The following is a 21,444-nucleotide window of genomic DNA, read 5'->3' on the forward strand; positions in this document are numbered from 1 at the left end:
GCGCCGCGGAGCGGCCCCGCCAAGGACAGGAACGGTCTTGGGTGGAGCACCGCGCCAACGGGTTCCCGGCGCGCAGCAGTCCGGTCCGGTCGAGCTATCTGGAGGTGAAACGACTGTGGCCCCCCGCGCCAACGGGGGGCCACACAGCAGTCCGACGGGTCTTGCACCTGGTCTCGAAGCACGTCACGCACTTCATGATTGGAGAAGAACCATCAGTTCCAACCCCGAGGTTACGGGGCGGTTCGACCTGTCGTCGACCCGCATCCCCCGTTGGAAGTCGTGGTGGGAGGCCCTCCGTGCTTTCCTTGTCCGGTGCTGGGTCTCCGGCGCCGCCCGTGGCACAGCGCTGTGGGGGGCCGTACGCGGCTTCGTCACCCATCACCGCATCCTGAGCAGCGTCATCGGAGCTGTAGCTCTGGGCGTGCTCAGCGGGTTCGGTAAGACCTTCGGCCAGTACTTCGCCGGAGCAGTCCTCGCCTGGCTCACGATGCGGTTCTGACGTACGCGTCCTCCGTCTCGTCCTTCGACCGCCAGGAGGAGGACGAAACGGAGGCGACAAGCCGGTCGAGAGGCAAGCCTGCCCGACGGCACTGACATCCAGGTGACGCAGCAGCGTTACAGGCCCGTTCCTGCTGGCCGATGAAGTCTCGTCAGCGCACAGAGGGCGGGCCTCCTTCCACAAGGACGACGCGAGGTCCGGTGCCCTCTCTTCTTCTCCATCGGCGATGCGCCGAAGGAGGGAGGGGCTTGTTGGTCATCTCAGTGCGTCCAGTCCTCAGGGCCGCCGCCGCGTCACTCGATCAGCGTGGAGCGGACTACGTCCATCTCGTCGTAGTCCTGGAGGCCGGCCTCCTGCAAAAACGCGGCCACGTCCCGGAGGCTGTATGCCCTGCCGGAAATCTGCCCGTCGACCCGCACACGACGCCCGCCATCCTCATCGGGCGGATACACGACCACAGGATGATCCAAAGCCATGACGCCAGCCTGACGGGAACCGGCGCAACCGCTGCACTGCCGGGCAGGGTCTTGGGTACATGTGACCTCCTCTCTGTTCCGGCGCCGGACCGACCGGCGCCGCCTGCGCCTGTGGCCAGTGGGCCTCGTGCTCGCCTCGACCTTCGCCGCTGCGGTCGCCATCGCGGCCGGAGTGTTCGTGGCCGGGTGGGACCTGCTGGGCGCCCACGGCCTGAAAACGCAGCGGCGCCTCGACGCCAAGACGCTCTTCGACCTGGTGAAACTCTCCTTCGGGGTGGTGGCCGGGGCGGGCGCACTGGTCGCCCTGGTGGTGGCCTACCGGCGCCAGCGGGTGGACGAGGACGGCGCGCTGCGCGAGGCGACCCGGCTGCACACCGAACGGTTCACCACCGCCGTGTCCCAGCTCGGCGAGGAGTCCGCCGCGGTCCGCCTGGGCGGGGTGCACGCGCTGGCCGGGCTCGCCGACGACGCCCCCACCACCCTGCTCCGCCAGACGTGCATCGACGTGCTGTGCGCGTACCTGCGGCTGCCCTACACCGCCGAGGCCGACCTCCCGCCGGACGACACCGCCGCCCGGCACGCCTACCTGGCGCTGCGCGAGGTGCGGCACACCGTCATCCGCCTCATCCGGGACCGCACCGCGGCCGGCCCCGAGGAGACACACGTCTCCTGGCGCGGTCACCACTTCGACTTCACCGGAGTCGTCTTCGACGGCGGGAACTTCTCCGGCGCGGTGTTCACCGCCGGCGGCACGGTCGACTTCTCCGGCGCGACGTTCGCTGGCGGCACGGTCGACTTCTCCGGAGCGGTGTTCTCCGGCGGCCGGGTCGCCTTCTCCGAGGCGGAGTTTTCCGGCGGCCGGGTTTACTTCTCCGGCGCGCGGTTTTCCGGCGGCCGGGTCGACTTCGTTGGCGCGCGGTTCTCCGACGGTGGGGTCAATTTCGTCCGCGCGCAGTTCTCCGGCGCCACGGTCAACTTCTCCTTCGCGCGGTTCTCCGGCGCCACGGTCAACTTCGTCGACGCGGCGTTCTCCGGCAGCCGGGTCGCCTTCTCCGGCACGGAGTTCTCCGGCGGCACGGTCGACTTCTCCGGCGCGACGTTCGCTGGCCGCTGGGTCGACTTCAACAGCGCGCGGTTCTCCGGCGCCGAGGTCTACTTCGACGACGTGGAGTTCTCCGGCGGCACGGTCGACTTCACCGCCACAGCGTTCTCCGGCGGCACGGTCGACTTCTCCGCCGCGGAGTTCCGCGGCGGCCTCGTCGACCTCGCCTCGGCGCGGGGCCCGGCGCCGGTCGACCTGATGCCCCCGCCCGGGCAGCCCCTGCCACCCGGGCTCCACGTGCCCCCGCCGTGGCGGTCACCGGCGCCCTGACCGCCGCCTGCCGCGGCCTACAGCACACCGATGCCTGCGAGGATGCCGCCATCCGTCAACTCGCCCCCGCCGCAGAGAGGAAGAACGCGAAGACATCGGCCAAGAAGGCTGCGCCGAAGAAGCCGCGCCTGAGGAAGAGCACGCGCAGTAGCGCCTAGTGCGTGCCACGCCCGCGGGAAGTGACGAGTTGACCACAATGACGGCTGGGGCCTCCTTCTGCGGCCATCGGGACACGCCCACTATGGGGTCATTGCCTTTGCGTGCTGGTTCGGCGCCCTACAGTCCACCTCGGCCAGACACGTACGCCGCTCGGCACCGTCACCGCGGGTCCCACGCCACCGCACGGGTGACCATGGCGCCGAGGAAGGCACCTCCACCGCGGGTGGCAGGGGCTCCGTGCTCCCGATGCTCACCATGCCCACCTCTGTGGTCAACTCCGTCGGGGCATGGCGTGGGGCCCCGAGGCTGGACGACGATCAGATGGTGAAGAGCGGCTCCAACTCCCGCAAGTCCCGTACCCGCACGCGCAGTACACGCACCGGCGTCACCTACCAGCAGGCATCCGGGACCGGCCGAACGGACTCCCGGCAGCGGCGCCTGCCCCAAGTCGTGCAGTTCCTGGCCCGCTACCAGCGCTGTCCCCTCACGGTGGCACAGCCGCTGGCCGCCGCTTGGGCCGACCAGGGGCTGGAAGTTCTGCTATTGCGCCAACCAGAAGAGACCTGGCCGACGCTGAACTTCGTCAGGAAGAACGGCAAGATGAGCCTTGAGGAGCCGCCCGTCGAGCACGGGCCGCGCGCCACCGTGCTCTGGGCACATCCCACCGGCCCCGGACGGCTGGTGGAGTACCGGTGTCCGTGGACCTCGGATGTGGGCGGGCCGCTCTTCACGGCCCAGACATACAGGGAGAGCTACGAACCACTGCGCCAGGCCGTCGAGGAGATGCGCCCTTACTTCGACATCATCATCTTGTGCGACGAGGGTGAGTTCCCCATGTGCTTGCCTGCGGCCGAGGCCTTCGTCCTGGTCGCCTACACCGACCTGCCGCGCACCGAATCGCAGCTCGTACTCACCGCCGACGGGACACAGAGCACCCAGCGCGCGCTGACCCCGCAGCAGAGCGCGGCCATCCTGCGCGACCGCCAACTGCGCCACATCACCGGCCTCGCGCTGCGCTCCCCGGTGGTCGGCATGGTCTGCGCCTCCAAAAGCGACCCCATCGCCCCCGACCCGGCCTTCGCTCACGCCGTCGCAGCCGACATGGCGGCCACCGGCCTGCCCATCGCCGGATGGGTCACCGGACCAGAGCTGCACGGGTTCACCAGCGCCGGCCCTCAGCCACCGTACGCGCCGACTGACCCGGCCGCGGGCTACCACCACGCCGCCGCCAGCCTCCTCCAGCTCCCCTACTCCAACCACTGAGCGACCAGTTGGACAGGGCGGCCTCGGGGCAATCCCACACCGTGCGCATCCGGTGCCGCCCGCCGGGATCGGCTCCACAGGCACGCCCCGGTGTCCGGGCCCGTCGTACGAACTGCCGACATCATGTGCTGCCCCGGGCAACGGCCCGGTACGCGCGCAGACACGGGCCCATGAACTGATCACCCGGACCGGTGGCGTGCTCGTGTGCCCAGCCCGCCGCCGGATACGGCACCGTGGACCCATGCCCCGCTGTCTCCGCGCCCTGCCCTTGGACCTCGCCCTACTGACCCTCTGCGGTTGCATGGCCGTCCCGCCGCCGTCCACAGCCCAACGCCCCTCCCCCGTACCCCGCTCCGTCACGCCCAGCGCGCCACCGCGCCCCGTGGAACCACCCGCGCGCGAGGCCCTCGTTGAGATCCGCCGTGAAGCCCGGCATCCCGCACCCCTGCGAGCTGCCGCTCCTCAGGCACCGGCGCGCAGCACACCACCTGCTGCCCGAAAGCCAGAGCCAGCCCGGCCGCAGTCCGTCGTTCAGCGACCGGCTCCTCCCGCGGCGCGCTGCCACGACACCGCGGCCCGGGCGCCCCACAGCAGCGACCGGCCCCTGCCCGCCAGCCCGTAGCAGGCGGGCGCACCTACGACATGCGCGACCTGTGCCACGCGGCCGACCGAATCGACATCAACCCGGCCTGGGCCACCCTGTGCCGCCGCTCCTACGGGCGTTAGGCAACGCTTCTCGGGGCGTGCGTTCTCGTCCCCTGCCGCAGCCTTCAGCCGGGAAGGTCCTCATCCGGAGCGAGTTCGCTGTAGACACCGGGGCGACTGCGGGAGACACCGAGGGTACGGACGTAGGGGTCGAAAACCAGACGCTTGCTGTACGCACGCTCCAGGCCCCAGCCGACCGTCCGGAAGGGAGCGTGGTCCTTGGCGGGGACGGTGACGGTCTCGGTGCGCCCGTCGTAGGAGACCGTCAGTTCCAGCCGCCAGCGGTAGTCCACGTCCCGGCGGGTACCGGAGACGAACTCGAACACCAGGGGCTCGCCCTTCTCCACCCACCTGGTCTCGACATCGGTGTAAGGGCGCCACTTGTTGGAACTGCTGTCGCTGACCGCGACCGCTTCCTTGTCTGCCGAGTCCAGGTCGATGTACGCCTGCTCCACAGCACCGCCGCCCTGCGGCGGGGAATGGGCGAAGGCTCCGTGCGGCGCCCTGCGTTCGGAGAGAACGCGCGCGCGGATGCCCGTGATGAGGACCTTCTCCGTGCGGTTGCCGGTGAGGGTGACCTTGTGGCGGCTCACTTCGCGGCAGTCGAGCTTCTTGTTCTTCCCCCCGTTGACGCAGAAGGAACCGATGCGCCAGCCGCCCACCTTGCGCATGGCCCTGGCCGCGGCCTCGGACTCCCCGATCGGTAGGCCGGTCCGGCCGGCGAGTATGTCTCCTACCCCGCGGAGGTCAGCTTCGCTGACGGGATGGTCGAACACCCACGACCAGCCGTCCGGGCCTGAGTCCCATATCTGCTTCGAGGAGGCGAGCAGCGCGGGCTTCCCGGCCAGTTCCCGCTCCTGGTCTTCCTCCACCGCATGCTGGGCACGGACCTCGCTGCCCGGGGCGAAGAGGTACTGCCCGGCGAAGTAGAGAGTGGGCAGGACCACGACCGTGCCGAAGATCCACCACCGCCGCTGCTCCAAGGGACGTCTGCCGTGCTCCCGCTTCGGCCCTCGCGAGCCCTGCCGCGGCGGTACGTGGCGCACCTACCCCAACCCCCAAGGTGACCGGCCTGTGTGTCAGACAGCCAGCGTAAAACCCCTCCCGTGTCGTAGGGCGCTTTCAAGACCCCATCAGTTCAGGGTGCATCGAGACTCTGACGTGCTGTCAGGCGTCCGATGAAGGACGTGCCCATCACGCAGCAGCAGTTCACCTTGGTCGTGGAGGGCAGGAACGGCGAGACTCACCTGGGCTGGCTGCGGCTCCGCGGCCCCATGTTGGGGGGCGCGGAATTCGTCGGCGCGGAACTGTCTCGCCTCGCTGTGCTCCTCGTGCCCCTCATTCACCCCTACTGCGAAACAGAAGCCCTGCGCGGCAATGTCCTCGGTGAACTTACGCCGATCTGTATCAGTGGCTGGAGGACAAGCAGCTACCGAATGACCCTCCAGAGCAGTGGCAAGCAGACTGGCACGTCGCCAATCCCGACCAGTTCAGGCCGTGACGCGACAAGCGGTTCCACCACCCTCACCTGACCGATCGCACCCGATTCCCTGCGTGCACCAGGGAACCGGCATCCGCATCGACCAGGGCCGCATCGAGGACGACGTCCGTTGCCCGGGCGGGCGCGTTCCGCTCCCGCCTCGCACGCCTCTGGGCATAGGCGACCCACCTGCCGCAATTGATGGCACCGCGCCTTCTGCAACCCACGGACTACCCCTTGGCGCGGAAGCAGCCGGTCTTTGAGCGAAGCTCAGGTCTCCTCGCCCGACACATCCGATCCGTGCTGACGATCCATCGCACCGAACGTCTCTCCGCACGCGGTCGTTCGGTGCTCCCACGCCAGAGCCTGCTTCAGGTACTCCCCCAGCTCACCGACACCATCGGCCATCGGTTGCAACGTGTCTGTCCTGAAAGTTCATTGACGCTGCATTTACCCAAATGATCATGTGGTGCCCGTCTTCGAACACGGCCGGTGACAGGCCGGCCACAACCTTGTGAGAACAGATGCTGAGATCAACTCGCACACCACGGTTCCGCAGACGCTGGACCGCGGCGTCCATCGCTGCCGTTGTGATGTCTGTGGCACTTCCGGCCTCCTCGCAGGCGCTCGACGAGCCTGACGGGAAGTTGGAGGTCGTCTCCACCATCGGCCCCCTCGGCGCCCCGTGGCCGACGCTCGAGGGCTTCACCGACAGCAGCTCGACGACACGCACCGCCGCAGAGAGCGCGGCGGACCTGACGCAGCCTCAGGCAGCTCCGGAAACACTCGGTCCCGCCGGGCGGTGGGCACCGAAGTCGAGTGCTCCGTCCGCAACCGCGCCGCCGGCCACGTCCAGCAGCCTGGCCCAGCGGGCGGCGGTGTCCCCCTACCCGGACCCGTCGCGGACCATGACTGCCAAGGAATGCGCCAAGGGCCTGGGCTCAAGCAAGAAGTTCTACATCAAGTCTCGGTTCGCGGTCTGCTCGGGCGCCTCGTTCAACCAGGCCTGGTTCGTCCAGAACCGGCCCTCCGGTCAGAGCCGGATCAACTTCATGGCCGTGGGCACCATCGCCAAGGGCAGCCGGACCGTGAACGTACGCCACCACTACCGGTTCGAGACCACCGGCACCACCGGGGCACCCGGGTTGATCCTCACGCCGAAGGTGATCCTGCCCCAGACGTGGCCGGCCAGTGCACGGATCAGCCAGGGCGGCGACCTGCCCACCGGACAGAGCTGGGCGACGCTTGCCGCGCAGCCCGATCCCGGCTTCTCCCACAACCTGACCGGCAAGTCCGGTACGGGCTCGGGCCCCGATGACGGGCTCTTCACCATCTTCCAGCCCGAGCTCTCCTTGAAGGTGACCGGCGGCTGGAAGATGACCGGGCCCCTGAAGGGCGCGCCGTTCTTCCTGGCGCCGCGCTGGGACAAGGCGAAGTACCTGGCCGGGGCCAGGGCCGATGGCGGGGCCACGTTCAGCTATGCGGTGGCGATGCCGTTCAGCACCAAGGCCGGCGCCAAGGAGAGGCTCGCGGCACAGCACATCAAGGATGCCTACACCAAGCCGACGACGACCGAGCCGGCCAATACCAAGAAGGACATCCCCGGCCGCACCGCCAAGGAGCCCCTCACCCGCCTGTATCACGACGATAAACGCCGCGAGGACAACCGGGATGAGGCGATCAAGGCGTGCAAGGCCAAGTGGGGGCCCGGCTACGCGGAGAACCGGACCAAGCAGTGCGATGAGTTCCCCTTCTCCACCACCTACGAAGGCGCCGCGCAGGCACTGAAGAAGTACGACCCGCAGGGCAAGGCGCCCAAGAAGAACTTCTCCGCCCGGCCCATCCCCAACGCCGACAACGAAGCCGGCGGCAGGATCATGAGCAGCTTCTACGCCAAGAACCGCATCATCGACGGCCCCGACGACGGATTCCAGATCAAGGTGTCCTGACCGCCACCTCCTGTGGGCGGCACCCGCCCACAGGAGCCCTCACACCGGCCAGAACTGCAGCAGGAAACGCTCCACCCCATCGGGCACGCCCTGCTCGGCGAGAGCCGCGACCTCTTCCTGCCCCACGACATGGGCGCGCAGCCGCCACCGACGATCCGCAGCACCCAGGCTGATCTCGTTCTTGTCCGGCCCGCCGGCCGTGTGGAACTGCAGGTGCCCCGACGCGGAATCCAGCTCCGCCTCGCCCGTCGCCTCCCAGGCAACGGAACGGTCCGGCTCCGGCGGCGCATCCCAGACCTCGACCGTGACCGCAGCCTTGTGCGTATGGCCTTTCGACCTGATGTCCACGCGCCCGTGCTGCGCCGACACCAACCCCTCCGCTTCGTCAGGCCAGTCGTCGATCACGTCCTCGTCGGCGTCCTGCAGCCAGAGCAAGAACCGCTCGACCAGGACCGGGAATTGCCCGCGATGCACCAACGCCATACAGCTACTCCACTCACTCGCGCCACTGCCCCAACGACGCTACCCGGCCCTGGAACCTAGGACGAACGGTTCCAGACGCCGCTCAAGCACGTCCAGTGCGCGCAGGCATCTGCGAAACCCCGCCGGACTTGCCGCTCTGCCTGACTCGCTCGGCGACCTCGCCAGCTTCCTGCACATCGACCCGGACCTGATCACCGCAGCGTCCGCGCCGCTGCCGCGTCCCGGCCCGAAACCCACCGGCACCATGTACGAGGCCTGGGTCACCACGATCTCTCTGGCGGAAAAGGACGCCACTCTGGTGAGCCTGCTCCGCGACGATAATCCCGATGCTGCCGCTGACCTGCGCCGACGGTTCCGTCTAGCGCCCCGGGCACGGCCCCTGCCTGGCATGATCGCTGCTCATGGACTCTGCCGGGTGGGGAACTCATGCGGTTGAGTTGGCTTCCAGCCAAGTGATCAAGCGGTTGCAGCTTGGGGATGGCGAGCGTGCTCAACGTGAATGGCGTGCTCTGAAGCTGTTGGCTGCGTATGCCCCCGGGCTGGCTCCCGTCCCGGGCACTGCGAATCTTGCGACCCAGGAGCCGACGGTAGTGATGTCCCGTCTTGCCGGTGCTCCCCTGCGGGGGTACTCGCTGGAGGGTGAGCAGATCAAAGCCCTGGCTGACGCGCTGAACGAACTCCATGCCGCGGTGCCCGACGACGTACTCCGGCAGGTTCCCGTCCGGCCCGGCCAGCAGGGTGATCTCATCGCCCAGCTCCAGGAGTGGGCCGTGACGGTTCGTCCTCGGGCCGGCGGCCCGGTGGCGCTGGCCATGAACGATGGGCTGCAATGGTTGGCGCAGTCGGGCCTGAGCACTGATGAAGCCGTAGAGTGCCGCCGGTCTTCGGACCGGGAGACGGCAACCTCGCCAACTATCTCTGGGACGGCGCCAGGGTCCAGGTGGTCGACTTCGAGGACTCGGGCCGCAGTGACCGGGCTTTCGAACTTGCTGAGATCACGGAACATGTAGGCAGTTGGGTGGAGCACCCGCTCGATGTCCCCACGTTCCTGGGCTACTTCGACCTGACCGCGGCCGAGGAATCACGGCTGCGGGACTGCCGCCGGCTCATCGCCCTGGTCTGGCTGTTCCTCCTGGCCTTCGACCACGAGAACGTCAGAAATCCGGCTGGCACCACGGAGCGGCAGGCCGACCGATTGCGAGCGCTGCTCGACTGACGAAGTTGCTTGTTCCGACCGGAGACCGTGCTTCTGAGAGGGATGTCGAGGAGCGGCCCCTTCTCCCCAGCCGCGTGCGCGCGAACGGGGTCGACTGCTCGGCCACCACACGGCCAGGGCCGCCCGATAGTCAGACACTCGGGACAGGGCGGTCAGTCATCTACACGTTGGCCAGCCGCGTCTCGGAGTCGTGTGGCTTTGTATCCGAGGTGGGGAGTCGTTTCGACATGACCGCGGGAGTCACCTCCTGACCGAGTTTGCGATGTCTACTTGTTTTGACGTCACCCAGGGGCTTGCGGTGGGACGGTGGGGTGTGCCTTTGCCGCAGGAGGCCCGATGGGGAAGTCGGATTCGAAGGTCGATCTGTACGCTGCGATTCGCCGAGACCATCGCCAGAACGGGCTTTCACAGCGGGCGCTGCAGCGTAAGTACAACGTCACCTGGCGCACGGTGCGGCGTGCGTTGGACGGGCAGTGGCCTGAGCCGCGCAAGTCGCCGAGGCGGCGGGAGTCACGGCTGGATGCGTACACGGATCTGATCGACAAGATGCTGCGGTCGGACCTGGACGCGCCGGTCAAGCAGCAGCACACCGTGCAGCGCATCTTCGACCGGCTCGTCGACGAGCACGCCGCGCTCGACATCTCGTACCCGATGGTGCGTCGGTATGTGAAGTGGCGCCGGGCGGAGGTGCGGCGGGAAGCCGGGCTGGGGCCTGCGGCGGTGTTCGTGCCGCAGACGCATCTGCCCGGTGCGGAGGCCGAGGTCGACTTCGGCGAGTTCCATGTCCGCCTGGCGGGCCAGGACGCGCGGGTCTATCTGTTTTCGCTGCGGCTGTCGTTCTCCGGCAAGTCGGTGCACCGGGTGTTCGCCACCGCGGGCCAGGAGGCGTTCTTCGAGGGGCACGTGCATGCGTTCCGGACGCTGGGCGGAGTTCCACGACACCGGATCCGTTACGACAACCTGCGGGCCGCGGTCGAGCGGGGGATGGGCCGCGGCCGGGGCCGCCATGAGGCGGAGCGGTGGACGGCGTTCCGCTCGCACTGGGGCATCGAGCCGTTCTACTGCATGCCCGGCATCGAGGGTGCCCACGAGAAGGGCGGGGTCGAGGGGCAAATCGGCTACTTCCGCCGCAACCACTTCGTCCCCGTTCCCGAGGTCACCTCGCTCGCCGAGCTGAACGAACTGGTCGACGGGTGGGACGCGGCCGATGACGGGCGCCGGATTCGCTCGCGCACCCGCACGATCGGCGAGTACTTCGCTCAAGAGCAGGGCCTGCTCAAGCCGCTGCCGCTCGAGGCGTTCGAGACGGGCCGCTGGCTGACCCCGCGGGTCAACCGATTCAGCCAGATCGGGGTGCGTGGCAATGTGTACTCGGTGCCGGTGCGGTTCACCGGACGGCAGCTGCGGGTGCTGCTGCACGCCAACGAGCTGATCGTAATTGACGGCCGCACCGAGGTCGCCCGTCACGAGCGCCTCGGCAAGGTCGGCGGCTCGTGTCTGCTGCTGGATCACTATCTGGAGGCGTTGATGCGTAAGCCGGGCGCCTTCCCCGGCTCGACCGCGCTGGAGCAGGCCCGCTCCGCGGGCCGTTTCACGCCGGTCCACGACAAATGGTGGGCTGCGGCAAAGGCCGCGCACGGCGAGGCCGCCGGCACCCGGGCCCTGATTGAGGTGCTGCTGCTGGCGCGGCACATGGACCACGAGCAGGTCGTGGCCGGGCTCGCGGCCGCCTACCGGGCCGGAGCTCTGACCGCTGACGCGGTCGCTCTGGAGGCCCGCAAGGTTGCCGAGAGCGACAGCGAGCCCGTCCCAACGCGCGCGACGTCGACCAGAGCCAAGGCGGACGGGGACAGCGCGTCGGTGACGTTTCTCGCGGACTGGAGGCTGTCCCATCTGCCGCCGGACAACCGGCCGTTGCCGTCGGTGACCCACTACGACCAGCTCCTCAAACGGCCCGGCCGCACGGCCGGAAGGAAAGAAGGATCATGAGTCCACGCAAGCGCGGGCTGACCGAAGAAGCCGCAACCGCCTCCATCGACCAGGCATGCCGCATGCTGCGGCTGCCCTCCATCCGCCAGCAGTTCAAGGACATGACCGACGCGGCGGCCCGCGACCAGATGTCGTATCGGGCGTTCCTGGCCGAGTTGTTGATGGCCGAGTGCGACGACCGGGGCCGGCGCCGCTCCGAGCGCCGGATCCGGGCCGCCGCGTTCCCACGGGAGAAGTCGCTGCGGGCCTTCGACTTCGACGCCAACCCCAGCGTCGACGCCGCCACCGTCAACACCCTGGCGACCTGCGAGTGGGTCAAGAAAGGCGAGCCGCTCTGCCTGATCGGCGACTCCGGAACCGGCAAATCCCACCTGCTGATCGCGCTGGGCACCGAGGCCGCCATGCAGGGCTTCCGCGTCCGCTACGTGCTGGCCACCAAGCTGGTCAACGAGCTGGTCGAGGCCGCTGACGAAAAGCAGCTGACCAAGACCATCGCCCGCTACGGACGCGTCGATCTCTTACGCATCGACGAGCTCGGATGTGCGCCACGAGGCGCTGATGGATCTCGCGGGATGAGAGGCCCGCCGCCGGTCCTCGCAGGGACCGGTTGAAGCTGGGGGCAGGCTGAACCCCGGGTTGGGGGTGAGGCCGGAAGCAGCCTCGACAACGTAGGGGCGGACCGACACCACCAGACGGTTCGTGCCCGCAAGCGAAGACGGAATGGGTGCAAGGAAACTGAACCAGTGGTTGACGTCCCGTGAGTCGTCAGCGGCCTGCCGAACCTGGTGGATGGGCCGCTTTGCAGTGCTGGAGAGTGCTCTATCCGATGGCCTCTCCTCTTTCGGCGTCTTTAGCCTATGGGCGCCGGGAGGCCTGGACCAAGACTGCGATGTGCGGTCCGCGGCGATGCTGCCGGGGTATAGCTGGGCACCGAAGCCGTCACAGAGATCCTCAGTGAACGTGGGAAGCGATCTGGCATCGCCCTTCCCGTCCGGCAGCCGGCCGGGCGGCGGGCAGGCGCAATGCCCGCTGATGACGCCAGATCGTGGCGGAGTCGCCGTAGTACTCGGAGGCCGGGAAAGCCGGTCACAGGGGGAAGGGCGGCAGCGTGATGGCAGCAGGACTGCTGTCGGGGAGGAACGTTGTTGAATAACGACGCGCCGTCGACAACATGGCCGGGCAGTATGACGGCCGCGCGACGGGTACTCGATCATCAGATCAAGCTGCACCGATGGGCAAGGAACGAACCGGATCGCCGGTTCGATGATGTATTCAACTTGATCTGTGACCGGGCCACTTTGGTGGTGGCCTGGGAACGGGTGGCAGGCAACCGGGGCGCCAGGACAGCAGGTGTGGATGCGGTCACCCGCTTCCACATTGAGGAACGTCATGGAGTGATTCCATTCCTGGAGGAGCTTCGCTCCTCACTCAAGGACGGGTCCTTCACTGCGCTTCCGGTCAAGCAGGCGGCGATTCCCAAGAAGAACGGCAAGGTCCGTTACTTGGGCATCCCCACCCTGCGGGACCGCGTCGCACAGATGGCCCTCAAGCTGGTCCTGGAGCCGATCTTCGAGGCTGATTTCTACCCGTCGAGCTACGGGTATCGGCCCGGACGTCGGGCCCAGGATGCCATCGCCGAAATCCACCGCTTCACTCGCAAGCCGTCGACCTACGACTGGGTCATCGAGGGCGACATCAAGGCTTGCTTCGACAACGTCGACCATCACGTCCTGATGGACCTGGTGGCCGAGCGCGTCAAGGACCGCAAGGTCCTGCGGCTGGTCAGTGCGTTTCTACGGGCCGGAGTTGTCGAGCTGCACGGTGGATTCGCGGAGACCCTCACGGGCACTCCGCAAGGAGGAGTCGCCTCCCCTCTGCTGGCCAACATCTATCTCTCGGTCCTGGACCGGCATTTCTCGCGGATCTGGGACAAGGAGATGACCCCACCATGGCGTCGGCAATACCGACGCCGCATGGGGCGGCCGAACTTTCGCCTGGTGCGATACGCCGATGACTTTGTCGTGCTGGTGTACGGCATCAAGTCCGAAGCCGAGACGCTCAAGGCGGAGATCGGTGAACTGCTGGCCCGCAGGCTGAAGATGACCCTCTCGGTCGAGAAGACCCACATCACCCATATCGATGACGGCTTCGTCTTCCTGGGCTTCCACATCCAGCGAAGACCCTTCGGCGACGGTCGTCGCGTCGTGCTCACTATTCCGTCCAAGCCTGCCTTGGCGTCGGTGATGCACAAGATCAAGAAACTGACGGGGCGAAGTACGACATCGCTCTCGTTGGAGGAGGTGCTGCGGACGGTCAACCCCGTCCTTCGGGGCTGGGCGGCCTATTTCCGCTACGGCGCATCGAAGAGAACGTTCTCCTACCTCGGCTGGTACGCGTGGTGGAGGCTGATCCTCTGGATTCGCTACAAGCACCCCCACCTGACCTGGAAACAGTTGCGCCGCCGCTATTACGGGGCGGATCGCATCACGGAGGGCGGAATCGTCCTCTACAACCCGGCGAAGATGCGGGTCCAGCGATACACGTTTCGTGGAGCGCAGATCAGCACGCCTTACAACATCGACGAGGTCGATCCCGACGGAGCACGTTTCCGCCGGACGAACCACGACGATGTGGCCTTCGTCGGCCAGGTCAGCGAATACCTCGCCTGACACATCGGATCACGTGGAGAGCCGGATGCTCGGCCAACGGGCACGTCCGGTTCGGCGGGCGGGGACGGGAAAACCGGCACTGGAAACAGTGCACGGCGTCTCGTCCCCGACCCAACACATGGAACTCGACCGGCACGGCGCCGAGTTGCTGTTCCAGGTTCTGACTGAACGCGAGGAGAAGAACAGCGTCGCGATCGCCTCCAACGAGTCGTTCTCGGGGTGGACGAAGACGTTCACCGATCCGCGGCTCTGCGCGGCCATCGTCGACCGGCTCACCTTCAACGGCGCGATCATCCAGACCGGCACTGACTCCTACCGCCTCGCCCACACCAAAGCCCTGGCTGAACAGACCGCCATCGGCTGAGCAGACGGCCATCCGGATCCCAGGACGGTCCTGACTGCGCTGGTCAAGGTCAGGTCGCGTCTCCAGGACTGGGCAAGGGCCTCTGATCCGGGTGGACGCGGAGCCCGTCGAGAACAATCGCCAAATAGCGTCGCCACATCTCAGACGGATGTTCGCCGGGCAGTGACAAGACAGCGTCGATCATCGCGGCGATCGGTGCGATGTCGGCCTCTGTGATGCCGTCGCGCAACGTGCCTTCGACACTGGCCCTCTCCACAAGGTGCTTGCAGTGGCCTGTGATTTCCCGCCGCGCGCGACCGAGGCCGTCGGCCTCGACGGCGCCCTGGCGCATCAGTTCGCGCAGCCCACGGTTCTTTGCTGCCCTCGCCAGGGCTCTCTCAAGGAAGCTGGCCAAGGCGTCGAAGGCATCTGCCTCTTCCCGGGCCTCCTGGGCCATCGCTGCAATCTCGTCAAGCTCCTGGCCGAAGACTGCCTCCGAGAGTGTCTGCTTGTCGCGGTACTTCCGATAGACGGTGCCAACTCCAAGCCCAGCATGATGCGCGACATCATTGAGGGTGGCCTGGAGGCCGCGTGCGGCGAAAATCTCACGCCCGGCCTGGAGGATGCGTTGACGATTGATCTCCGCGTCCCGCCTCAGTGGGCGTCCGCCTGCCGCGGCTGCTTCCTCGTCCTCCGTCTGACTGCCCATGAACGACTCCTCGCACCGATCCGAACGAACCGGATAGAGCATATCCGGTTCCATGATACGGTCCCCATAAGCGGATACAAGATATCCGCATAGTGATTCCGTGGCGCCAGGCTGCCCATCGGCCGCCCCAACCCGCGGGAGAGGGGAACCAGGAATGCAGACCGTGGTCATCACCGGGGGCACCGACGGGCTCGGCAAAGGGCTCGCCCTGCACTACCTGCGGCAAGGAGCGCGCGTGCTTGCCGTCGGCAGCACTCCCGCCAAGGGCGAGGCCCTTCTGGCGGAAGCGGCGACCATCTCGGCCGTTGACCGTGCCGCCTTCCTGCAGGCCGACCTGACGTCGGTCTCAGCGACCAGGCAACTCATCACCAGAATCGAGAGCACCTGCCCCTCGGTGGACAAGCTCGTCCTATGCGCCCAGCGTTACCGTCTTTTCGGCCCTCGCGCGGTTACCGATGAAGGGTTTGAGCACAGCTTCGCCCTCGCATACCTGAGCCGATTCGTCCTGAGCCACGGTCTGCGCGAGGTGATGGAGGCCGCGCAGCGCCCAGTCGTCATGAACGTCGGAACTCCGGGCATTCCCCTGGGCCGGATCCACTGGGATGACCTGCAACTCGCACGGCGCTACGGCGGCACCAAGGCCACCTTGCAGTCTTTCCGCGCCAACGATCTTCTTGGCGTCGCCTTCGCCGCCGTGCACGCTGACACCCGGATCCGCTACATCGGCTACAACCCCGGCGTTGTGGCGACTGGTATGCCAAACCACCTACCGCAACCGCTACGCACCCTCGCCAAGGCATCCTTCGCCGTCTTCGCTGCTTCCGTCGCGAAGGCCGTCACCCCGATGGCTCAGCTCCTGGACGAACCGCAGGGTGACCGATTCGCCGTCTACCGCAACACGCGCCAACTCCCCCTCAAAGGCGCGTCGTTCAACCAGGAAACCGCTATGCACCTGCACCATCTCACTCAAGAACTCCTGCGCACCCCGTCCATGTAGCCGCCACGCGACCAGATCCGTCGCGGGAGCCAGCGGAGCTGATTACGCGATGCACATCTGAGCGACATCAAAACTCGCTGACATCGATCACGCAGTCACGCGGCGAGCGACTCCCGAACTCACGTCGAATCGACATCCCCGGAGAGTGACACAACCAGTCGTGCGACGGCGACGTCACCGACCTCATCGACCCCAAGGCCCGTGAATTCGGCGCCTACGGCATCATCCGGGTCCGCTACGGCAAGGCTATGCGGGGCTCTCCGCCCAAGCGCCGGTCCGTGCTGACGGTCCCCTTGTTCGACTGGGCCGTCGAAGCCCTCCAGCAGTGGACCGAAGAGATCAAGCCCGCCATCGCGGGCCCTGGCAGCTCCTGCCTCTGGCCTTCCGAACGTGGTGACAAGCTCACCGCCGCGACGGTCACCACCGCCTTCACCCGCTGCCGCAAGGAGCTCGGCCTGGCCGAAGGGCTCGACCTCCACTCGCTGCGAAGGTCCTACGTCAGCCACTTGATCGAGGCTGGCTACGACGCCCTGTTCGTGCAGCAGCAGGTCGGTCACGAGCATGCCTCGACCACCGCCCTCTACACCCACGTCTCGCCCGACTACCGGGCCCGGACCATCCGCGCCGCCCTCGACCGCATCACCACCCCCATCAAGGAGAGCTCGTGACCGGCCAGACGATCACTTACTCCTGGCGGCTGCGGGAGATCATGGCCGCTCGCGGACTGCACACCATCTCCGACCTGATCCCACTGCTGACCGACCGCGGCATCACTCTGTCCGCCTCACAGATCTACCGCCTGGCCAGCACCCGCCCCGACCGCATCTCCCTGACTGTCCTGGGCGCCCTCACCGACGCACTGGAATGCACGGTCGAGAACCTCTGTGCCTTCCGCACCGAAGCCACCCCCGCCCGCAAAGCCGCTGGCGCCAGCCCCACGGTGATCGACCTCAACACCACCATCCGCCCCAAGCGGGCCCGCATCCGCCGCACCGACTGACCATGAGCGAACACACCTGTCCCCGATGCCGTTTCCACGGGCAGCGCCATCGCTGGTGGGCTCACCGTTCCGACGGCGTCATCTGCCCTCGCTGCCACCTCACCCAACGGCTCACCGAGCTCCTTGACGACGGCACCGGTCGCATCGCCCCTGCACGGGGCATACACCGCACAACCCAATCCCGACGCGGGCCTGGTCTGGCTCTACTGCAACCAGCATGTCGCTCCGCTACTGACAGCTCTCGCCACCGGGCGCCTGCCACTCAGCCACGAAACGCTGGACGACCACCCGTCCCCGCAGACCGCCATGCACCTGCGTGACCTGCTCATGCAGCACGGGGTCCTGGACCACCGAGACCGCTACCTGATCCTCTTTGAGAACTGGCTCCGCCGGTTCCTCAGCGACGTTGAGCCTGTCGAAGACCAGCAGCTCGTCCAGCAGTTCGCCACCTGGCACAGCCTGCGCACACTCCGCCACCGCGCGGAACAAACAGGACTCACCCCCGGCGTCACCGCCGGACACCGCCGGACACCGCCTCCAGGCCAAGTTCACCAGCCGATTCCTTGCCTGGCTGCGTGAACACCACACCGCCCTCGCGGACTGCACCCAGGCCCACCTCGACCTCTGGATCACAAGCGGCAACACCTCGCGCCAGTCCAGCCGGGCATTCATCGTCTGGGCCCGCACCGGCGGCCTCCTCCCACGGCACCTCCAGCTGCCCTATCCGAAGAAGCAGCCTCGCGAGACCCTCACTCACCACGACCGTCTCCAGCTCCTGCACGAGCTCCTCGATCCCGAGCGATGCCGCTTCCTACGTGACCGGACGGCCGTCATCCTGCTCATGCTCTTCGCCCAGCCCCTCACCCGCATCGCCACCTTGACCATGGACGACATCGACCTCGATGGCACCGAAGTACAGATCACCTTTGACCATCACGGCGCCGTTCCAGTCCCGGAGCCCTTCGGCCAGGTGCTACGCGAGTACGCCGAGAACCGAGGCCCCTACAACATGGCGGCCAACCACAGCAGTCCGTGGCTCTTCCCCGGTCGCTGTCCTGGACGGCATATCCACTCGACCTACCTGATGAACTCGCTCGGAACCAGTGGCATCCCCCTCGTCGGCAGCCGCATCGCCGCACTCCGAGCCCTCGTCTCCGAGATGCCGCCTGCCATCGCAGCACAGGCCGTTGGTTACACCGCTCAGTGCGCCGAACGACATGCCAAGGCATCAGGCATGACATGGGCAAACTACGTCCCCGCCCGCCGCGGGCCCGACGAACTCACGACACCCTGATACACAATGCCGTCAGCACGGCTGGCTACCCGATCTGGGCTGAAGCGTGCACGACGAAGGAGTTGAGGGTCGCCCGTGCCTCGGCCGACTTCATCCGCAGTTCTTCACGGTCTGCTGCGCGGTGAAGAGCGCCGATCACCCCGATGGTCTGCTCTGCCCGTGCATGCAGGTCGCTATCCGGCATGAGCAGGCGGAGCTGGTGAACAGCCTGGAAGACCTGTCCGCGGATCCGGAAGGCTTCCGTTCTGGCGGCCACGTGCGCCGGGCCGTCCTGTTCCTCGTGCTGGCGATGCCACCAGTCGTGCTGGCTCCGTAGGAATTCGTTGGTCGCGGCGGTGAAGGCGAGGACGGCACTGCGGCGTTCGCTCCGGTCTGCCACATGCTTCTGGAACCGGTACCCCAGCAGAGAACCGAGGAGCGTTCCTGCCACGGCGATGAAGGTCGTAAGTACCTGGCCCACTGAGCTAGTTGACCATGTCTACTCCAGCATCAACAGGGCGCACAGCGGCGAGATATCGCACAGGCTCTGATGCGGCGGAGCGCCTGACGCCCTTGCTCGGATCCGGTGACGGCGGAGACGGAGACCGCTGGAGGCCCTTGCTGGCGCCCCGGCCGGCAGTCCGTGCGCCCAGACCCCGGGACCAGCGCCCGTGGCGGCGGGGGGGCTCTCTTCTGTACGCCCCGGGGGTACGGACGCACGCCGGTGCGTGACGTCGGTCACTGCCTCACGGAAGGGCTGCGTGGCACGCAGTGCCCAGCAGGAGGCCACCCGTGTCCGGAGATTACGGGCCTGGGCGGGGATTCCCGGTGTTCAGCAGCGCGGCACTGCATGCCGCGCCCATATCCGCCATACCAGACCGGATGGCACCCGCGATGGGTTTAGGGATTTTACGCAGAAATCTATGACCCCTGCATAAACGAACACGCCATTTTTAAAGGCGAATGTCCGATATGAGAGCACCGATTGCGACACATTTGAGTAGATAAAAGCTCAACGCACGAACGTTTGGCGGCCCACACTGCGTAAAGCTAGGGTCAGCACAGCGTGAGACCCGGGGGTCTGACCACCCGTATCCGGGGCCCACGCCGTTCCACTGAAATGCAAGATCAAAAGGAGCACCAATGCGGTCTTCCCCTGACCCTGCCGGACCAAAACCCCCACGTGGGAGGCTGTTCCGCAGTGCCGACTCTAACAGGCGTGACGAAATTCCCCAACGTCACGAACGCACAGTTCACATCGAGTACATCGCCATTCCGGTGGTTCCGATCGTCATGATCTCGTCGCCGACTCCGACGGGACTGACCGACTGGGTGCTGTCCGCAGGTACTGCCGCTCTGGCTCTCCTCGGGCGCCTGGCATGGAATTACGTCACCCCTGGGCCGCGCACGGCCTGACCGAAATGCCGGGGACGGCCTGAACGCCGTCCCCGGCACCCACCGGCATCGTGGTTCCCGACGAAACGGTTGGACTCCACCGCCGGAGTGACGAAATTCCCGCCACCCCCTTTCGCTTTCCCCGGGGAGCGGGACTCACCGCCCCGGGGCTCACCAAAGGACCCCTCACCGTGAACGGGACCAGCCAGCCGTGGTCCACGTGCCAGTACTGCGGCACCCCCTTCGAGATCAAACAGCGCGGCCGCCGGGCCAGCTTCTGCGGCCAGGCCTGCCGCCAGGCCGACTACCGCAAGCGCGAGCGCGCCAAGAAGAGCGGGGAGTCGTCCGCCAACGGCCCGCCCCACCCCCTGAGCGACCTGCACGAGGAACTGCGCGAACTCGTCCTGGACGGCCAGGAGGAGATGCGCCACCTGGTCCGACTGCTGGCCGGCGACGACGTCGCGGCCTGGGAACTGGTCGACATCGCCAACCAGTTACGCGAACGCATGGAAGCCGTCACCGCCGGCCTCATCACCCGGGCCCGCGCCACCGGCACCCCCTGGAAACTGCTCGGCACCATCTTGCACATGAGCCCCGAAACGGCCCGCCGCGTCTACCACGAACGCCGTGCCGAGCAGCAGCTCGCCCGCTACATCACCCACTGCCCGCCCACCGTCCCGCCCGCGGCCGAACCCCCCGCCGCGGCCGACGACGAGGAGGACACCGTGCCCCAGACCCCGGCACTCCCCCGCCAGCGCTCCGCCAACCGGCTCGCCCCCGTCCTTTCCCAACTCCAGCGCGTCAGCGGCATCCCCCTGCGCCAGCTCGGCCTGCGCGTCAAATGCTCCGCCTCCTACCTCAGCCGTGTCCTGAGCGGCGAACGCTTCCCCACCTGGAGCCTCACCGAAAAGCTCGGCTCCGCCCTCGGCGCCGACGCCCAGGTACTGCGCGAGGTCTGGAACAGCGAACACGTACGGCAGAACACACCCGCCGACGACAACGACCTCCACACCGCACTGCGCACCATGCACTCACTGGCCGGCCGCCCCACACTCCGCGACCTCGTCGCCGCCAGCAACGGCCTCCTGAGCCCCCACACCATCAGCACCCTGCTCGAGGGCAGCCACAGCACCGACTGGATCGACGTCGAACGCCTCGTACGCATCCTGGACGGCGAACCCGCCTACTTCCGCCCCCTGTGGGAGAGACACCAGCAGACCGCCCCCGCCGCCCCCCGCACCACCACCCCCGACCAACGGGTCAACCACCTCCTGGTCGCCTTCGGCAGCGCCTTCAACGACCCCGACACCCGCCTGCGCGCCCGAACCCGCCTGCTGACCCGCCTCGCCTAGTAGGACTTTGTTAGGTGGTGTCGTAGGGCTGCCAGGGTGTGGGTTGGTGGCAGGTCGGGCAGTGCCCTGACCAGGTGGCCAGCAGCTGCTGGAGTTGTGCGAGGACCTGATAGAG

The 21,444-nt window shown here is 67.3% G+C and carries 18 protein-coding genes and 2 pseudogenes; 14 read left to right on the plus strand and 6 right to left on the minus strand.

Translation table 11 applies throughout. The features are described from left to right. Nucleotides 1-792 precede the first annotated feature (792 nt). The gene (locus AB0L89_RS22160) at nucleotides 793-975 is read right to left on the minus strand and encodes a hypothetical protein (protein ID WP_365143326.1); all 183 of its coding nucleotides are present in this window, start codon (nucleotides 973-975) and stop codon (nucleotides 793-795) included. A 61-nt stretch (nucleotides 976-1,036) separates the two neighbouring features. On the opposite strand from AB0L89_RS22160, the gene AB0L89_RS22165 reads away from it, so the two are divergent. Together AB0L89_RS22165 and AB0L89_RS22170 are read left to right on the plus strand one after the other, a co-directional pair. Beyond that, nucleotides 1,037-2,347 (plus strand): pentapeptide repeat-containing protein, encoded by a 1,311-nt coding sequence (locus tag AB0L89_RS22165; RefSeq protein ID WP_365143328.1) that lies wholly within the window; start codon nucleotides 1,037-1,039, stop codon nucleotides 2,345-2,347. A gap of 414 nt (nucleotides 2,348-2,761) precedes the next feature. Continuing rightward, nucleotides 2,762-3,769, plus strand: a complete 1,008-nt coding sequence (locus tag AB0L89_RS22170; RefSeq protein ID WP_365143330.1) for a hypothetical protein — start codon at nucleotides 2,762-2,764, stop codon at nucleotides 3,767-3,769. Between the two features lie 770 nt (nucleotides 3,770-4,539). Here the strand turns inward: AB0L89_RS22170 and AB0L89_RS22175 are convergent. Continuing rightward, a complete protein-coding gene (locus tag AB0L89_RS22175) occupies nucleotides 4,540-5,457 on the minus strand; it encodes a hypothetical protein (protein WP_365143332.1) in 918 nt (305 codons plus the stop codon). A 204-nt stretch (nucleotides 5,458-5,661) separates the two neighbouring features. Here AB0L89_RS22175 and AB0L89_RS22180 point away from each other — a divergent pair, with 204 nt between their 5' ends. Then, nucleotides 5,662-6,006, plus strand: coding sequence for a hypothetical protein (locus AB0L89_RS22180; protein WP_365143333.1), 345 nt, complete (start codon nucleotides 5,662-5,664; stop codon nucleotides 6,004-6,006). A 218-nt stretch (nucleotides 6,007-6,224) separates the two neighbouring features. Here AB0L89_RS22180 and AB0L89_RS22185 read toward each other — a convergent pair whose 3' ends face one another. Beyond that, nucleotides 6,225-6,362: a hypothetical protein gene (locus tag AB0L89_RS22185; protein WP_365143335.1), complete on the minus strand. Its 138-nt coding sequence runs from the start codon at nucleotides 6,360-6,362 to the stop codon at nucleotides 6,225-6,227. A 239-nt stretch (nucleotides 6,363-6,601) separates the two neighbouring features. Between AB0L89_RS22185 and AB0L89_RS22190 the strand changes: the two genes are divergently transcribed. Then, a complete protein-coding gene (locus AB0L89_RS22190; protein ID WP_365143337.1) occupies nucleotides 6,602-7,903 on the plus strand; it encodes a hypothetical protein in 1,302 nt (433 codons plus the stop codon). Nucleotides 7,904-7,942: 39 nt separating this feature from the next. Here AB0L89_RS22190 and AB0L89_RS22195 read toward each other — a convergent pair whose 3' ends face one another. Then, nucleotides 7,943-8,386 carry a hypothetical protein gene (locus AB0L89_RS22195; protein ID WP_365143339.1) on the minus strand — a complete coding sequence of 148 codons (444 nt, stop codon included), beginning with the start codon at nucleotides 8,384-8,386 and terminating at the stop codon, nucleotides 7,943-7,945. A gap of 871 nt (nucleotides 8,387-9,257) precedes the next feature. Between AB0L89_RS22195 and AB0L89_RS22200 the strand changes: the two genes are divergently transcribed. From AB0L89_RS22200 to AB0L89_RS22220, 5 genes and pseudogenes are all read left to right on the plus strand, one after another. Then, complete coding sequence (locus tag AB0L89_RS22200) at nucleotides 9,258-9,602, plus strand: aminoglycoside phosphotransferase (protein ID WP_365143341.1); 345 nt, start codon at nucleotides 9,258-9,260, stop codon at nucleotides 9,600-9,602. A gap of 336 nt (nucleotides 9,603-9,938) precedes the next feature. Further along, on the plus strand, nucleotides 9,939-11,591 hold the full coding sequence (gene istA, locus AB0L89_RS22205) for an IS21 family transposase (protein ID WP_365143343.1): 1,653 nt from the start codon (nucleotides 9,939-9,941) through the stop codon (nucleotides 11,589-11,591). After that, nucleotides 11,585-12,130 (plus strand): annotated as a pseudogene (locus AB0L89_RS22210) (ATP-binding protein); the annotation flags it as partial. The gene istA and the pseudogene AB0L89_RS22210, both read left to right, overlap by 7 nt. Nucleotides 12,131-12,736: 606 nt before the next feature. After that, nucleotides 12,737-14,260, plus strand: a complete 1,524-nt coding sequence (ltrA, locus tag AB0L89_RS22215; RefSeq protein ID WP_365143345.1) for a group II intron reverse transcriptase/maturase — start codon at nucleotides 12,737-12,739, stop codon at nucleotides 14,258-14,260. Nucleotides 14,261-14,375: 115 nt separating this feature from the next. Beyond that, a pseudogene (locus tag AB0L89_RS22220) lies at nucleotides 14,376-14,624 on the plus strand (ATP-binding protein); the annotation flags it as partial. 49 nt (nucleotides 14,625-14,673) lie between these two features. Here the strand turns inward: AB0L89_RS22220 and AB0L89_RS22225 are convergent. Further along, the gene (locus AB0L89_RS22225) at nucleotides 14,674-15,312 is read right to left on the minus strand and encodes a TetR/AcrR family transcriptional regulator (protein WP_365143347.1); all 639 of its coding nucleotides are present in this window, start codon (nucleotides 15,310-15,312) and stop codon (nucleotides 14,674-14,676) included. 154 nt (nucleotides 15,313-15,466) lie between these two features. Between AB0L89_RS22225 and AB0L89_RS22230 the strand changes: the two genes are divergently transcribed. The 4 genes from AB0L89_RS22230 (at nucleotide 15,467) to AB0L89_RS22245 (ending at nucleotide 18,603) form a co-directional block, all read left to right on the plus strand. After that, nucleotides 15,467-16,309: an SDR family NAD(P)-dependent oxidoreductase gene (locus AB0L89_RS22230; protein ID WP_365143349.1), complete on the plus strand. Its 843-nt coding sequence runs from the start codon at nucleotides 15,467-15,469 to the stop codon at nucleotides 16,307-16,309. 248 nt (nucleotides 16,310-16,557) lie between these two features. Next, a complete protein-coding gene (locus AB0L89_RS22235; protein ID WP_365143351.1) occupies nucleotides 16,558-16,977 on the plus strand; it encodes a tyrosine-type recombinase/integrase in 420 nt (139 codons plus the stop codon). After that, nucleotides 16,974-17,309, plus strand: a complete 336-nt coding sequence (locus AB0L89_RS22240) for a helix-turn-helix transcriptional regulator (protein ID WP_365143353.1) — start codon at nucleotides 16,974-16,976, stop codon at nucleotides 17,307-17,309. Before AB0L89_RS22235 ends, AB0L89_RS22240 begins: the two co-directional genes overlap by 4 nt. Nucleotides 17,310-17,715: 406 nt before the next feature. Next, nucleotides 17,716-18,603, plus strand: a complete 888-nt coding sequence (locus AB0L89_RS22245) for a hypothetical protein (RefSeq protein ID WP_365143355.1) — start codon at nucleotides 17,716-17,718, stop codon at nucleotides 18,601-18,603. A gap of 25 nt (nucleotides 18,604-18,628) precedes the next feature. Here AB0L89_RS22245 and AB0L89_RS22250 read toward each other — a convergent pair whose 3' ends face one another. Continuing rightward, nucleotides 18,629-19,033 (minus strand): hypothetical protein, encoded by a 405-nt coding sequence (locus AB0L89_RS22250; RefSeq protein ID WP_365143357.1) that lies wholly within the window; start codon nucleotides 19,031-19,033, stop codon nucleotides 18,629-18,631. A 1,135-nt stretch (nucleotides 19,034-20,168) separates the two neighbouring features. Here AB0L89_RS22250 and AB0L89_RS22255 point away from each other — a divergent pair. Then, nucleotides 20,169-21,329: a helix-turn-helix transcriptional regulator gene (locus tag AB0L89_RS22255; protein WP_365143359.1), complete on the plus strand. Its 1,161-nt coding sequence runs from the start codon at nucleotides 20,169-20,171 to the stop codon at nucleotides 21,327-21,329. Nucleotides 21,330-21,444 lie beyond the last annotated feature (115 nt).

It is taken from the genome of Streptomyces sp. NPDC052114 (assembly GCF_040680155.1).
In the GTDB taxonomy this organism is placed as follows: domain Bacteria; phylum Actinomycetota; class Actinomycetes; order Streptomycetales; family Streptomycetaceae; genus Streptomyces.